We start from the raw sequence: 14,652 nt of genomic DNA, 5'->3' as shown, positions 1-14,652 counted from the left end.
ATGAAACTATACTTTAAAGATATACATTTAGGAGACATTTCAAATGCAAATGGTGATGGTTTTTGGATGTATGGAAATATTAATTTCACTAATAACATTTCTGATTTCAAAGAGTTTCTTAACAAAATGGTAGATGAAAATAATCCGCCTTTAGATGATGTAAATCCAATCCTATTGGATGAAAACAATTGGTTTGTATCTAAAAATAATCAATTAGAGGGAATTGGAATACCTGCCGTCTACTTTGATTCAAACGAAATAGAATGGCGTTGGAGATAAATATAAAGGTTCTCAGTTAAGAGAACCTTTTTCACTTCACTCACATATACATAGGTTTCATTTGCTATTACATAGTATATTTCACTTAACTTCATACGGTGAAAAAGCGCCTGATTGGATGATGTTTTGTTTAGGTTTCTCCGCTTGTATTTGCTCCTGCTTCTGTTCTGCTCCAGTAAACCAAGAAAGTGGCTTACTCCCTACAAGCGAATTCAAGTCACACTTACCGATACCAGGTACATTTCCTGTTTCTGTGTACTGCCATATATCACAAGGATATGCTGGTTTATTGCCACCATATCGAGGAATCCAAACGAAATCACATTTCACATTTGCCATTTTAAACGGTGCGTACATATGATGCCCAACATATAAACCGACTTTCTTAGCACCTAAACGGTATAACTCATCGATAAAGGCTTGTGTGCCGGCTCTCAAATCCCCCATCGATTTGTCTACTATTATTTAAAGCAGAATAATTGAATCTTTCTTTTCTCCTTTTATTATATCTACATCCAATTCATCATCAAACTCTTTAAACTCTCTTGCATCTATATCAGTCATATAGCTCTTTATTACTTTCGCCATATGCATAAAATACGGCATATGTATATTTTTTTCCTGAAGCATACTTGAATTACAGCACATATAGTGTATCATTTTAGCGATGTAATTCCTTTCTACAGGTTTTACACCTAGCGTTAATATTTCAAGTATGTATCGCTGCGATGTTTCACTACCATTTAGCGAATATTCACCAGTACTATAATACATCCCTTTTTGATCTACATATAAACTTGTGCCCTCAGGAACATCATCACGTTCTATCACACCGTATTTTGGTGTATCAAAAGATGTATTTATTCTTATAAAATTTAAATTAGGAACCTTTAGCACATCAGGAACAATCTCCGGTAAAATATCTATATCAATTTTTTTATTTTGTAACTCTTTCATCCAATATTTTCTTAAATGCGCATCTACAATGAAATACACTTGTTCATTTTTCTCTTTTGCACGTTGTAAAATTCCCTTTAATGTTTCAAAAACAAATTGTTTAAATTGAATTCCCATATCATTTCTTTTTGAAGGTTGTGGTAAAAAGGTATTATGTTTATTTACATTTAATAACAAGCAATCAATCGTTTGCCACTCTGTATTACCATATAATTTATATGAAATTTCTTTTCCTTTTATTTGTGAAATAATAGGTAAGAAATCAAATTTCGAGATTCGTTCAATTGATAAATTAACATATGTACAAGATAAATTTATTTTATTCCAACTACGTTTCAAAAATCCTTTTTGTTCTAATAAACTAAGAATACAATTTATTATTGTTTTATGGGTTACACTTTGGCCTATAAATAAATTAATAAATGCTGAAATACGGTTTGTTCGTGCAAACCCTTCTCTAACGATTTGCTTTGGATCGATTTTTTCACGCCCATCACAATTTTTCATTGCGATTAACGCCAATGTCGCATCATTGCGCTCACCTGCAGTAGCATAAACCGCTTTCATAACATCCTCTACTAAATTTGTTTTGTATTTCTGGCAATATTGCATTTTATATGGATTTTGCAATACTTTTTCAATATTATATCTTACTATTTTTAACAATACTGGAGAATCTGCATTTAAAACATATAATGACTCACCGATTTGAGCTAACACTATTTCACTTTCAAATAACGCTTGTTCAACTTCCAACGAGATTTTTTCAGACCATATTTCTAACGTTATAGTCTCTAATCCTTTTGGTGCAATTAAAGGGAATAATTCATTTTCATTATTTGTTGCTACCTTTTTACATTCTGGTAGTAATGTGAAATTAGCGAATTTTTGCTGAAACCCTTTAAATAGATGCTCTCTTTCTTTTACTTTTATACCAGATTTTATTTTAGTACCTTGAACTTTATATATTCTCTCATTGTATGGAAGCAACACCCTAATATTTGTTCCTATCATATAATCTTTCGGATATTGAAGAATATGCTCTAATTCAACTTCTCCACCTATACGAAAATCATCTTTTAAATTTCTAAATATCTTAATCCATTTTATGCCGTTTATAGCCTGCTGAACTTTTAGTTTTACAAATCGTAATTTCTTATTATTCGATGCAAATTCTGGAGTAGAAACCAATATCATGCCCCGTTTTCGTCTTAATAGCAAAGGAATATCTGGATGGTTATATTCTTGGTAAAACCTCCGAATTCCTATAGAAACATTTAATAATGGAATATTTTCGCCCCCGCGCGTGATACATTCGAAACGATATACATAGGCGAAATAATCTTGAGTTTTTTCATCTTTAATAGGCTCTGACATTGCCTCACAAATATTTTGTGATCTAAGAGGAGAAAAATATATATCTTCTTCATTGATATTCTCTATCCGTACAGGTTGTTCACAAAAAATATGAGAAATTAAAGCAGGCACCCACTTAGAATATATTTCATTATCATGTAGTACTGTTAAGTTAGAAATTAAATCATAATGCCATTCATATTTTGGCAATTCTATTAATTTATTAGGTTTCCAATCATGAATTAACTCATACCAACTTTGGAAAATATAATCGAGTTGTTCTTTTCTAATAGGTTCTTTCGATACAATCCATGGTGTATTTTCACTTAATACATACGGATTATGCTGAATAAATAATATATCAGAAAACATATCATATAATCTTTCATTCAATCGTTTCAACTTACTTGTTAATAAAAATGTCTTATAATGTATCTCTACAATATCAATCCAATCAATAGGGAAATATATAAATGACACACTTTCGTTTAAAAGAGGTTCTACTATATTTTCAAATGTTAATAACTTTAATTTTTCCATAAAATGATTACTTCCTTTCTTCATTTTTCTTGATCACAAAAAACTAGAAAAATTATCACTTAATCTAATCGATTTATACCAAGTATTTAAAAGAAAAGTATAAAGATTCCTCCGAATAATAAATTATTAAAAAGACTGATTTAAAAATTAAAAGTAATCATATACGACACCTCTAACATCTTTATTTTAATACATTCAAATTATACAATATTATTAATATAATGTATTTATTATTTACAGTAATTTTACAATAATACTAAAAAAGAACACCTTAAAACGATGCCCTTTTTTTACAGATATCAACCTTTATGTAATTGAACATACAGATAACACTAATCCTCCAACTGTAACTACACCTAGTAATCCTAATACAAATCCAGTTATACAAACACAATCAGCAAGACAAATGGAAGACTGCGATAATGGAACAAATGACCTACTTGTACTCGATCCATATTGTTTTATTTTCTCATAATTTATATCTAACATTAATTGTAGACATGCTATACCTTCCTCAATAGAATAAAAAGATTCTTTTTCTAATCGATCCAATAATTTACTATTAAAAGTAATTGGAAGAGGGTACCGTTTATCTAATTTCATATTTTGATAAATTAATTGTAAACGAGATAATATATTATTTTTCTTTTTTTCACATGTTACTGTGTGTTTCATTTTATTACATTCATTTAATAACAGTGTCAATTCATCTCTGTTTCCGTATAAATCCCTTGCTATTTTTCTCTTTAGTTTATACGAATGGATCATAGATTTAATTTCAATCATTCTAATACACTTCCTAATAAAATTTTACTTACCCCAATATTTTAAAATACACTCAAGTGTCTTCATTTACTATCGATTAACATTACATTAATCTTACATAGTTGTAATAATTTCTTTCGCTACCCACTAACTAGAAGCAACAGATTCCTTAATTGATGATAAAAATATAAAAAAGCAATGATTAAACTTTAAATCTAATCATTGCTTTTTCTATCTTATCTTGATTTACACCTAAATATCATTCTTTCACTTGAGTGCTACATCAGTTTTTATCAAATTCTTTTATAAAAGTTATATAATGCTTCACAAATGGACTCATTTTTTAATATTAATATTCATATGTTACAATAGTACCAGTTGTATCAGTAGTACCACTAAAACCATTAAAACAATTTGAACAACTACCACAGCTACCACAACCTCCGCAGCCGCCACAACCAAAACAACCGAAGCAACCAATACAACGGAATCCACCACAGCGACCTGCACAACCTCCACAACGCCCTCCACAGCCTCCGCAGCGACGAGCAACATCTTCAATATAGTAATATGGATTTTGGTTTTGTTGGTCCCAATATACGATATTTCCAGGCTGGTAATCATTAAGGCTTAACGCTTGTAGTTCTTGTTGAAAATTATTCATTTTCATGCCCTCCGTTTATAAACTTCAACTTTTTCAATGCTTTCTTATATTTCTGTTCGTTAAATCTAAGTAAAAATAGCGCTATAAAGTGAAACTTTAATCAGTGGGGGTTTTCTTCATCCCCCACTGATTATCAGCCCTCACCAATCGGACTTTTATGGGCAGTTGATCCTCCACCTAACTTCTTTGCTTTCGCTGAATTTTGAAGTGGGGGTCTTACTGCCCATTAAAGCGGGATAAACTAAGTTCAATACGTACCCCTACAAAATATGACCTAACACTATATGATGCACCTTGTTCATACACCTATTTTTAGGTTATTTTTTCCATGGGTTCATTTTTATAAATTGAAAAAAGACGCACTTAGATTAATGCGTCTTATTGCGATACTTCTTTGGTGAAATCCTATTCATAAGTATTATTCATACCTGTGAATAGCAATACCTCTACTCATTATCCAATTACATTTTTTATTTCTGTATTCACCGGCCACTTTTCTAAAGTATAGGCCATTTCCCAAAATGAATATTCATATTGACTGCTAATAATAAAGTGCTGTTTCATTCGATTTCGGTCTGCCTCTGTTACTTTTTCAGCTATTGCATCTAATCGTGTAATTTGCTCTTCAACTAATGTACGGAACCAATCAGATCCGTAAGCAGAAATCCATTCGTTATAAATTGGCTCTTCTGGCTGACACTCTTTTAAACGTTCACCAATTTCATAATACAACCAATAGCAAGGTAAAATTGCCGCAATGATATCACCTAAATGTCCTTCATACGCAGCACGATACATATGTGAAGTATATGCATATGCAGTTGGAGCTGGGATAAAATTCTCTTTTTCTTCTTGTGTAATCCCTAGTTTTTTCGCAAAATTCTCATGTAAAGATAATTCTGCTTCATATGTATTTTGAGCATGGTGTGCCATCCGAGCTGTCGTTTCTAATTCTAGAGCCTTTGCAGCACCTAAAGTTTGTACTCTAGCGAAATGACTCAAATAATATGAATCTTGAAGCACGTAATAGCGAAAACTAGCTAAATCTAACGTTCCTTCACCAAGTTTTTTTACAAAAGGGTGTTGAAAACTAGCTTCCCAAATTGAATCTACTTCTTTACGTAATGATTGTGAAAAAGTCATTTAAATCCCTCCAATTATGTATAAAATTTAAGTATTTACCCACAATTATTAAATCTGTAAAACAAAAAAACTTTCTTTACAGGCGTAAAGAAAGTGAAATTGACAGTATTTATTCATAAAATAGTAATGTCTTCCCACTTCCCTACGCTAGTATTAACCAGATCAGGTACTAAGAGTCTCAAATTTGCATTTAATCTCAGCCTATAATAGGCCCCCCTAGTGGATAAATATTTAATTTTCGTATTGTATTCATCATAACATACTTCATGTTACTGTCAAAAGTATTCATGCTACCACTACTTAAAATCCTTCTTCTTGTCTTACTCTTACTGAAGTTTCAATAATCATATCTAATAGTTTACTATAATGAATTCCAGCCGCGTCTGCACTTTTTGGTAGTAAACTTGCTTGTGTCATTCCTGGTAAAGTATTAATCTCCATTACATATGGAATACCGTCCTTCACCATCATATCAACTCTCGCATAAACGCTGCATTTCAAAGCTTTATAACAAGCCAGTGACGCTTTGTTTACACGTTCCTTCAATTCAGCTGGAAGTTCGATAACTTCTTCAATTGTACTAACATCATCATATTTCGCATTGTAATCAAAGAACTCCGCCGCATGTCGAATTGAAATGATAGGTAACTGTTTTCCATCAAAAATTGAACATGTAATCTCGTCACCTTTTATATACTTCTCTATTACAACTTCAGAATCCCATTCGAACACAGTTTCCAGCATCGAGATTAATTCGTCTTTATCATAGACAATTTTCACCCCAACACTTGAGCCACCAGAGTTTGGTTTTACCACTAACGGAAACCCTAAATTATCTAATTCATCAAGATTTAGATCTTCCATTTTTGTAAGTTCGATCCAATCTGGTGTTTCTATACCTTCATAACGTAAAATCTTTTTCGAAATATTTTTGTCCATACATATACCGCTAGATAACATATTGCTTCCGCTATAAGGAATACCTAAACTTTCAAGTGTTCCTTGAACTGTCCCATCTTCTCCGTATTTTCCGTGTAATGCGAGCAGCGCGAAATCAATGTCCTTCGCTTTTTCGATTAAATCCATTTTTGCATCTAACGTAATTGGAACTATTTCATACTTACTTTTATCTAAATGTGCAATCATTTCATTTCCAGTCATAATTGATACTTGTTTTTCAGAAGATACTCCACCCATAATAACGCCAATTCTCATTTCCTCAACTCCAAATTTCATTTTTTATTGTATCACCAATTATTTTGATTCCCCGAACTATATCTTCTTCTTTCAGACGTGAAAATCCTAATCGAAAAGTGTTCGCTCCTCCTCCATCAGAATAAAAAACATCTCCTGGAGAAAATGTAACCCCTTGCTCATAACACTTTTGCAAAAGCGTACGGGCATGAATTTTTTCTTCTAACTCTATAAATAAATGGAGGCCACCATCACCGGTCATTCTTTGAAACGGAATGTACTCGTTACACGCCCCAACAGCTAACTCATATTTTTTCTTATAAACTGATCTTGCCTTTTTTAAATATTTTTCAAAATATCCTTCATGTAAATATTGAAATAGAACAGCTTGATCTAACGTAGATGTGTGAATCGTTCTTGCTCTTTTTACACTTTCTAAATGATGAATCAGCTCTTTATCTGCAATAATCCATCCTACACGTAAACCAGGGAAAAGTACCTTCGAAAAGCTACTAATATAAATCACATTATTACCAGCGCCAGCAAAGGTTAATAATGGTGCTAAATGTGAACCTGAATAACGTAGTTCTTCATTAAACCCATCTTCTATAATAGGAATTTTATATTTTGAAAATAATCTCATCAGTTCCGTTCTTTTCTCCGAACTCGTAACAATACCAGTTGGATTATGATAAGAAGGAATTAAATACGCGAAATCAAAATCTTTTTCACGCAAACTTTTTTCTACTTCGTTCGTATCGATGCCATCTTCATTCATATTAATTCCATGCACTTCAAGTCCATGTAAACGGAAAAGCTTCAGTGCAGCATGATGCGTCGGGTTCTCACAAATAACCCGCCCCGATTTTTTGGATAACGAGGAAAGTACAATATCCAATCCTTCAGTAAACCCATTTGTAATTAAAATATCTTTGTTCGAAGTATCTACGCCTTTCATTTCCATGTAATGAAGTAGATAATTCATTAACGGTCTATAACCTTTAGCATATCCGTAGTTTAATACAACATCACCTTCAATGGACATACGAGTAAGAAAAGCTCTTTTGAAGTTTTCCACATCAAATAGCTTTTCGTCCGGAGCAATGCTGTTAAAAACAATCATTCCTTTTTCCCAGCGAACACCATGTTTCATTAAATCTAATTCATCCGCTAATAAGGTAACTGTATTAAGTTTATTTTTCCAATCTATTTCAACTGACGAAGTGTTCGATATATCAACCTTCGCAACAAAATTTCCTTTTCCTTTAACTGCATAAATGAGTCCTTCTTGCTCTAAATCGGCATAAGCAGCGAGTACTGTATTTCTGCTCACACTTAGTAATTCGCTTAGCTCCCTTGTTGAAGGAATTTTTTGATCCCCAAGCAAATGCCCTTTCATAATCATCTTTTTCAAATAATCTTTCAATTGAATATAAACGGGACGATCTTTGACAACTTTAAAATCTTTAAACAATTCCTTACCCCCTGCAATCATTTTTGCATAATTATTTCATTCTCAAAAGGTCCACTACATATGTATTTTTTATAAAGGGCGGTACGGTATTATAAAAATAAAGGCTAATAATCAATGGTGGATGTCACTCCTCACTAATACGGTACAGATCTTTACGATATAAGTTAATAATATCTTTTAAAGCTGCTGCTGCGGCTCCGCGTGGATTAGAAGCACCACCAATTGTAGTAACTTGTCCCATCGTATCTGTAAAGAACGTAATCCCTTTTTCTGTCCCATTTACATTTGCTAGCGGATGATCCTTATCTATTTCGTACGGTTCTACTTTAAAAGCAACTTTACCATCCTGATCCTTATATGCTGAAGCTATTAATTTAATATATTTATTATGTTCCTTAGCATTTCGAATTTGTTGTTGTGTAACATGTTCGATTCCTTTTATATGTATATCTGCAAGCGTATTTTCTGTTCCCATTAAACTGTTTGTCAAAAGTAACAATTTACAAGCACTATCAGAACCACTTACATCTAATATTGGGTTCGTTTCAGCAATTCCTTTACGTTGCGCATCTTTCAGCGCTTCTTCAAACGTAATATCTTCCTCATTCATTTTCGAAAGAATATAATTAGTAGTCCCGTTTAATATTCCTTCTATTTTTTCAATATGGCAACCAGCTAAACTAAATTGACCAATATCAAGTGTCGGTAATGCGGCCGCGGTCGCACCACTATATCGAATTCGTACATTTGCATTTTTTGCTGCTTCATTTATTTCTCTCCAGTTTGTAACGAGTGCACCTTTTGAAATTGCTACTATATCCATTTGTTTCTCAATCGCTTGTTTTATATATTGTTTTCCTGGATTTCCATCTTTAAGATTTGTAACAGTCGATTCCACCAGTACAGTACCACTTATGTTATCTGTTACTCGTTCCTTCGGATAATGTTCAATATACTTTTCAATTGCAGAGCTACCGCCACCATACCTTAATAAGTGATGAATAGATAAGCCATCCTCATTATGTATTGCAACATTTCTACCTAACACGCCACTTACAATTAATTGAATCCCATATGTTTCATATATATATGAATATTTTTCGTTTAATAATTTTACAAACTCTCTGCCAACTGTTCCATATCCTGATAATACAACTTGAATTTTCATAATATCCCCCCATATTTTTCTACCAAATCCCTCTTTCAATATAATATATAGCGCCCTCGAATTCCATTGAGAGCGCCTTATTAATATTTATTTTGATAATCATGATAGTTTCCCTACAATTATTCTATCGATATTTACTATTCCATCATTTAATCAACAAAAAATATAAATAGACGATCATGTTCATCATGATGACTTGTAAATCTGATTATTTGAATTTATAATTGATTATAGTTTCCTCATATGTTAAACCAATCTATACATTATAAGAAAACTGCCTTCATTACATAAATAGGAGGAAAAGCGCTATGCAAATCGGGTTAAATATGAATAGATTATCTCAACCTACTAAAATAACCACCTCTAGTCTTGAGCATAATAACACCACTTCTACTAAACTTGAAGATAAAAAATCAAATGATCCAATCAAGTTTGATATTCGTTCATCTGAAAAAGAAATGAAACAACCTGAGCATAAATTTAATGAATTAGATTTATGGAAGATGTTAAAGGATAAAGGTGTTCCTTTATGGATTATACTTGAAATGCTACAAAAGGCTCGTAAAGAGAAGGAAACTCAAGATAGTTCGGTTCAATATGCAAATGGTATTGAAGAAACGAACGGGACACGGTTAAATGAAGTAATGTAAGTTATTTATATGGTATTAAAAAGAGTTCGAGGTTGATAAAAATTCTATCAACCTCGAACTCTTTTTTAAGATTTTTCTCCAATCGTTACAAACTGAAATGATACTTCCCCTTTATAACCTTCAATTAACTTGTCTACTTTTACCTTTTCATTAATCAATGTATTATCTGTCGACATTTTAGGTTTTTCATCACCTAAAGACTTTTTCAAGTGGAGCAGGTGCATTTTCGTCTCTTTTGCATTTATTTCTTTATACACGCTATCTTTTGCTACAATTACATAATATTGGGTTGGATATTTACGAGTGTTACCTATCCAAGCATCACTACCGTATTTAACAGCAATCTCCGTTTCTTCTAATTCAATACTTTTCAATTTTTTTTCATCTTCACTTGCAAACAAAAGTGATCCTTCTTTTGGTAAATTAGGTAACGTATCTAAAGGTCTAAATTTGGATCCATTCTCTCTTTCACGAAAAACCTTTGTTTTAATCAACGCTTGCGCTGTAGATTCATTTAAAATTACTACTTGTCCTATTCCAAATGTATCTATTTTTACAGAAAACACTTCATTTTCTTTCGTAATCTCCTTATAACGATTAATAATCGGTGAAGTATAATTTTCGTCTCCGATTATTAATACACCGTTGGCTGGAAGTCTGTTTTCATTTTTAGAGCAAGCACTAAAGCTTATTAAAAGTATTATAATTAACATAAAAATGGTTAATGTTCTTTTCATCACAATTCCTTTCTTAATTCACTTCTTTTTTATATACTTTTGTGCAATCTTATAAGCTGATATACTCTATTGCTCCATAGTTTTATAAAGCTTTTGTAAATAACGCCAACGTGTTATAAAGAAATATAAAACCTGTATACATATAAATGAAATTAAAATAACGATAGAGCTATTTAAAATGGAAAAATCGACTAATTGTTGTAATGCGGTATAAGCAACTACAGTATGAATCACTGCAATAACAATCGGTAAGAAAAACATTAATACTAACTGTCTCGTTACAACTTTTTTTAATTCTCGTTTACTTAATCCCATTTTCGAAATCATTTTATATTGCTGTTGATCACGATCCAAATCCGTATATAACCGGAAGTAAATAAAACTAGCAGCAAATGTAAAGAAGACAATTCCAACTAGAACACTTGCCATAAGTAATAATCCATTTGTTTGTTTTGCACGTAACAAATCTAATGTTAGAGCTTGAAAATGGAAATCTCTTTCTTTAACATCTTTACTAAATATACTATTTAATTGGTTTGAGATCTCTTTCGTTTTCAACCAGTCATCTACAACAAATCCGTAAGTACGATCTCGAACAACTATATCATTTTGATTAACATTAAAAGGAATCCCATCATATATATGATCTTGAACAGCTATATAAATACTATTAGAATCATGTGGTAAAACTAAATTTTCTAGAGCTTTTTTAACACGAAATGTCTTTGTCCACTCTCCTTGAATGACCTCAATATCCTTTTTATAGTCACCATTTTTAAATTCTTGTTTCTGCGATACCATTCCAGGGATTAGTAAAATTTCATCTTCTTTTTCAATCGTTTCTTGTTGATAACCGAGTGCTCTCGCAAGATCGTTATATTCACTTAACTTCATTACACATACGTTACTTTCTGTATATATATATGAAGATGAAGCCATTCGATATGGAATATTAGCATCAGAAAGGTTTTGTTTTATAATAGAAAGATGTTCGTCCACCATTTTGTCTTTTTCAGGCCCTATATATAGAAATGTATATGGGTTTGTCATTCTTACCAAATCTTTATTTCCAATAGCAGCTGTCGTTCCAATTGCTGTAAAAGCAACTGCCGAAATAATAGATACTATAAAAAACATCGTTGCATTATCTTTCATACGGTATATTAATTCTGAAAATGTTAATATATTTGTTCTCTTTAAAAAGAAAGATTCACTCCTTTTTGCAAGGTACAATATATATACGCTACACTGTGTATATAAAAAGTACGTTCCTATAATTACTAGGAGCACACCTATTCCGAGCGTAATAAAACTATAATTTGAGATAAAGCGAAATACTAAAATATAGCCATATCCTATACTAAATAATGAAAAAAGTGATAATAAAATTGATGATTTCGGTTCAGGTTTTGGCTTTTCACCAGCTTGCATAAGTTCCACAAGTTCTGTTACTTTAACCGTTTTAAATGTAACTAACGAAACGATTAAAAATAAGAAAAGAAACGTGACAATTGTTAATAATACAGCCTGTACTGGTATATAAAAAGGTAAACCGTTATTTATCATTAATACATTGGCACTTATTAATAAAACTAGTTTAGAAAATATGAGACCGATGAGGATCCCAATACAAATTGAGCCAAGTCCAATTAGCATATTTTCAATTAACAATAACTTCTTAAGCTGCCTCATTGACATACCATGCATCATTAAAATACCAAATTCTTTCTTACGCGTTTTTAAAAACGAACTTACTGAATATAGAATGAAGAAAAATGAAAATACAAAAATCAAACCTTGCGAAACTGAAAATCCCAATGTACCAAATGCACTTATTGTTGCACTTGTCGACTGTAACTCACCTTGTAAATCAGGATGAAATAATAAAAGAGCATACGTAAAGAAAATCATAATCGAAAATGCACTGCTTAAAAAATGAGCAGCATATGTACGCTTATTGCGAAAAATATTATTAAATGCGAATTGACGAAAAGTCATGCCTTTTCCCTCCTAACAAAGAAAGGACATCCATAATCTTTTGATAAAATGCTTGCCTACTTTCACCTCGGTAAATTTCATTATATAATTGACCATCTTTTATAAAAATAACTCTGCTACAATAACTCGCTGCATACGGATCATGTGTAACTAACATCATCGTTGCCTTTTCTTCCTTGTTAAGCGTATCAAGCATCTCCATTACATCATTTGAAGATTTAGAATCTAAATTCCCGGTTGGTTCATCTGCAAGTAATAATTGCGGCTTATGAACAATTGCACGAGCGATTGCTGTTCTTTGAGCTTGTCCCCCTGATATTTCAAATGTTCTTTTATTTAATATATCTGTAATATTTAATTTCACTGCAATTTCTTCCACTCGCTTGTTCATTTCTTGCACAGAAACACCATCTAATGTCATCGGCAATACGATATTTTCCTTCACTGTAAGCGTGCTAAGTAAATTAAATGATTGGAATACAAATCCTAATTGCTTTCTACGGAATAAAGCTAAATCTTCGGATGATAATTGAAAAGGATTTGTACCATTTATTACTATTTCTCCTGAGGATGGGGAGTCGATAGTAGATACCATATTTAATAACGTTGTTTTTCCACTACCTGATGGCCCCATGATCCCTATAAATTCACCTTCTTGAATTGATAAATCAATATCCACTAATGCTTTAAAAGGTATTTTCCCTTTATATACTTTACTAATATTTTTCGCATGTAAAATTTCCATTTCTATTCTCCCTTCATTTGCACTTCTCATAATAGAGTGTAAATGAATTGTCTTATAGCTCATATTGATTCATCTTTCATTTATCTTACACGCTTGTAAGATTTCTGAAAAAACCGATAATAAAACTATTTACAAATTAAAATTAACGCATAACTATCTTATAATAATTGTATAGTGATAGGAAATACAATTGTATATCAAATCTTTATTATAAAAACGAGAAAAGACCGATTGCTTGATCGGTCTTTTACTTCCCAAAGTTATATTTTTAACTAATGCCTTTAGTTGAAATTTTTTTGAGATACCCTTTTTTATTGTCTTCCACTTTATAATAACCTCTACAAAAAATTGATTTCTTCGGTTTAATCGCAATTAATAATGAATTATATATATCTGAAGCAGAAATTATTGCGTTTATCCAACATACAAATAATAAGATTGATTTAATATTGCCTGATACAAAAGATGATATAATGGCCGGTATTACCGATAGTACAATAATAGGAAAACTCATAAAGATCCAAAATCTCGCTTTGGATAGAATTGCATTCGTATTTAGCCAAAAAAATATTCCACTACAAGTTAAGCTAATATCACCTTTATTATTTATAACAATAATGTGTAGGCATTCATGAATAATGAAGACCAAAATGCCTATGATGATGAGATATAATATATTAAGATCGGTGAAGCTTGCTCCAAAATAATACGGTATTAGAAAAATAATGATTTGAAGTACATATACAAACTTCATATAATGTTTTCGGTGCCAATCATTTTGTATAAAAGGAGACCATTCTGACCAATCCATACTTATTTGTGGTAAGTGACGAAACCAAATGATAATACGCTTTCCCCCCCATTTAAAATTTCATATTTTAAAACATGCAATCCACTTACACTCAATTATTAATTTTAAATGCAAATCTTTGCTGCCTTCACTTTTGCCGTGCATTCTTCTACTAAACCATGTGTAGGATAA

Annotated in this window: 13 protein-coding genes, 1 pseudogene and 1 riboswitch; of the genes and pseudogenes, 2 read left to right on the top strand and 12 right to left on the bottom strand. The window is 31.7% G+C overall.

The genetic code is table 11. The features are described 5' to 3' along the window. Entirely contained in the window at nt 1–279 is a 279-nt protein-coding gene (locus tag BAQ44_RS19705; RefSeq protein WP_071723819.1) for a hypothetical protein, read from the top strand. 90 nt (nt 280–369) lie between these two features. On the opposite strand, the pseudogene BAQ44_RS19700 reads toward BAQ44_RS19705, so the two are convergent. The 8 genes and pseudogenes from BAQ44_RS19700 to BAQ44_RS19665 form a co-directional block, all read right to left on the bottom strand. Continuing rightward, a pseudogene (locus tag BAQ44_RS19700) lies at nt 370–732 on the bottom strand (GH25 family lysozyme); the annotation flags it as partial. A gap of 12 nt (nt 733–744) precedes the next feature. Continuing rightward, nucleotides 745–3,132 carry an RNaseH domain-containing protein gene (locus tag BAQ44_RS19695; protein WP_071723151.1) on the bottom strand — a complete coding sequence of 796 codons (2,388 nt, stop codon included), beginning with the start codon at nt 3,130–3,132 and terminating at the stop codon, nt 745–747. Between the two features lie 306 nt (nt 3,133–3,438). Next, the gene (locus BAQ44_RS19690) at nt 3,439–3,918 is read right to left on the bottom strand and encodes a homoserine dehydrogenase (RefSeq protein WP_116758393.1); all 480 of its coding nucleotides are present in this window, start codon (nt 3,916–3,918) and stop codon (nt 3,439–3,441) included. Nucleotides 3,919–4,246: 328 nt separating this feature from the next. After that, a complete protein-coding gene (locus BAQ44_RS19685) occupies nt 4,247–4,561 on the bottom strand; it encodes a heterocycloanthracin/sonorensin family bacteriocin (protein ID WP_071723146.1) in 315 nt (104 codons plus the stop codon). 453 nt (nt 4,562–5,014) lie between these two features. Then, nucleotides 5,015–5,704, bottom strand: coding sequence for a thiaminase II (gene tenA, locus BAQ44_RS19680; protein WP_063260582.1), 690 nt, complete (start codon nt 5,702–5,704; stop codon nt 5,015–5,017). A gap of 122 nt (nt 5,705–5,826) precedes the next feature. Then, nucleotides 5,827–5,932: riboswitch (TPP riboswitch) on the bottom strand. Nucleotides 5,933–6,004: 72 nt separating this feature from the next. Next, nucleotides 6,005–6,919, bottom strand: coding sequence for a D-alanine--D-alanine ligase (ddlB, locus tag BAQ44_RS19675; protein WP_071723817.1), 915 nt, complete (start codon nt 6,917–6,919; stop codon nt 6,005–6,007). 4 nt (nt 6,920–6,923) lie between these two features. Further along, nucleotides 6,924–8,372 (bottom strand): MocR-like pyridoxine biosynthesis transcription factor PdxR, encoded by a 1,449-nt coding sequence (gene pdxR, locus BAQ44_RS19670; RefSeq protein ID WP_071723144.1) that lies wholly within the window; start codon nt 8,370–8,372, stop codon nt 6,924–6,926. A 124-nt stretch (nt 8,373–8,496) separates the two neighbouring features. Beyond that, nucleotides 8,497–9,540, bottom strand: coding sequence for a homoserine dehydrogenase (locus BAQ44_RS19665; protein WP_063260580.1), 1,044 nt, complete (start codon nt 9,538–9,540; stop codon nt 8,497–8,499). Between the two features lie 308 nt (nt 9,541–9,848). On the opposite strand from BAQ44_RS19665, the gene BAQ44_RS19660 reads away from it, so the two are divergent. Continuing rightward, nucleotides 9,849–10,190: a DUF3914 domain-containing protein gene (locus tag BAQ44_RS19660; protein ID WP_063260579.1), complete on the top strand. Its 342-nt coding sequence runs from the start codon at nt 9,849–9,851 to the stop codon at nt 10,188–10,190. A gap of 65 nt (nt 10,191–10,255) precedes the next feature. On the opposite strand, the gene BAQ44_RS19655 is transcribed toward BAQ44_RS19660, so the two are convergent. From BAQ44_RS19655 to BAQ44_RS19640, 4 genes are all read right to left on the bottom strand, one after another. Beyond that, nucleotides 10,256–10,927 (bottom strand): lipoprotein BA_5634 family protein, encoded by a 672-nt coding sequence (locus BAQ44_RS19655; RefSeq protein ID WP_063260578.1) that lies wholly within the window; start codon nt 10,925–10,927, stop codon nt 10,256–10,258. 66 nt (nt 10,928–10,993) lie between these two features. Next, the gene (locus tag BAQ44_RS19650; protein ID WP_071723142.1) at nt 10,994–12,925 is read right to left on the bottom strand and encodes an ABC transporter permease; all 1,932 of its coding nucleotides are present in this window, start codon (nt 12,923–12,925) and stop codon (nt 10,994–10,996) included. Continuing rightward, a complete protein-coding gene (locus tag BAQ44_RS19645) occupies nt 12,900–13,670 on the bottom strand; it encodes an ABC transporter ATP-binding protein (protein WP_071723140.1) in 771 nt (256 codons plus the stop codon). The genes BAQ44_RS19650 and BAQ44_RS19645 overlap by 26 nt, the downstream gene beginning before the upstream one ends. Before the next feature lie 268 nt (nt 13,671–13,938). Further along, nucleotides 13,939–14,481, bottom strand: coding sequence for a DUF3267 domain-containing protein (locus BAQ44_RS19640; protein ID WP_063260576.1), 543 nt, complete (start codon nt 14,479–14,481; stop codon nt 13,939–13,941). Nucleotides 14,482–14,652: the final 171 nt, after the last annotated feature.

The organism is Bacillus mobilis (assembly GCF_001884045.1).
In the GTDB taxonomy this organism is placed as follows: Bacteria; Bacillota; Bacilli; order Bacillales; family Bacillaceae_G; genus Bacillus_A; species Bacillus_A mobilis.
This window is presented reverse-complemented; position numbering and strand designations above follow the sequence as displayed.

Bases quoted from the DNA above. Each gene is read 5' to 3' on its own strand.
- BAQ44_RS19690 (WP_116758393.1), bottom strand. From the start codon at position 3,918: ATGATTGAAATTAAATCTATGATCCATTCGTATAAACTAAAGAGAAAA.
- tenA (WP_063260582.1), bottom strand. From the start codon at position 5,704: ATGACTTTTTCACAATCATTACGTAAAGAAGTAGATTCAATTTGGGAA.
- BAQ44_RS19645 (WP_071723140.1), bottom strand. From the start codon at position 13,670: ATGGAAATTTTACATGCGAAAAATATTAGTAAAGTATATAAAGGGAAA.
- BAQ44_RS19650 (WP_071723142.1), bottom strand. From the start codon at position 12,925: ATGACTTTTCGTCAATTCGCATTTAATAATATTTTTCGCAATAAGCGT.
- BAQ44_RS19705 (WP_071723819.1), top strand. From the start codon at position 1: ATGAAACTATACTTTAAAGATATACATTTAGGAGACATTTCAAATGCA.
- BAQ44_RS19640 (WP_063260576.1), bottom strand. From the start codon at position 14,481: ATGGATTGGTCAGAATGGTCTCCTTTTATACAAAATGATTGGCACCGA.
- BAQ44_RS19665 (WP_063260580.1), bottom strand. From the start codon at position 9,540: ATGAAAATTCAAGTTGTATTATCAGGATATGGAACAGTTGGCAGAGAG.
- BAQ44_RS19695 (WP_071723151.1), bottom strand. From the start codon at position 3,132: ATGGAAAAATTAAAGTTATTAACATTTGAAAATATAGTAGAACCTCTT.
- BAQ44_RS19660 (WP_063260579.1), top strand. From the start codon at position 9,849: ATGCAAATCGGGTTAAATATGAATAGATTATCTCAACCTACTAAAATA.
- ddlB (WP_071723817.1), bottom strand. From the start codon at position 6,919: ATGAGAATTGGCGTTATTATGGGTGGAGTATCTTCTGAAAAACAAGTA.
- BAQ44_RS19685 (WP_071723146.1), bottom strand. From the start codon at position 4,561: ATGAATAATTTTCAACAAGAACTACAAGCGTTAAGCCTTAATGATTAC.
- BAQ44_RS19655 (WP_063260578.1), bottom strand. From the start codon at position 10,927: ATGAAAAGAACATTAACCATTTTTATGTTAATTATAATACTTTTAATA.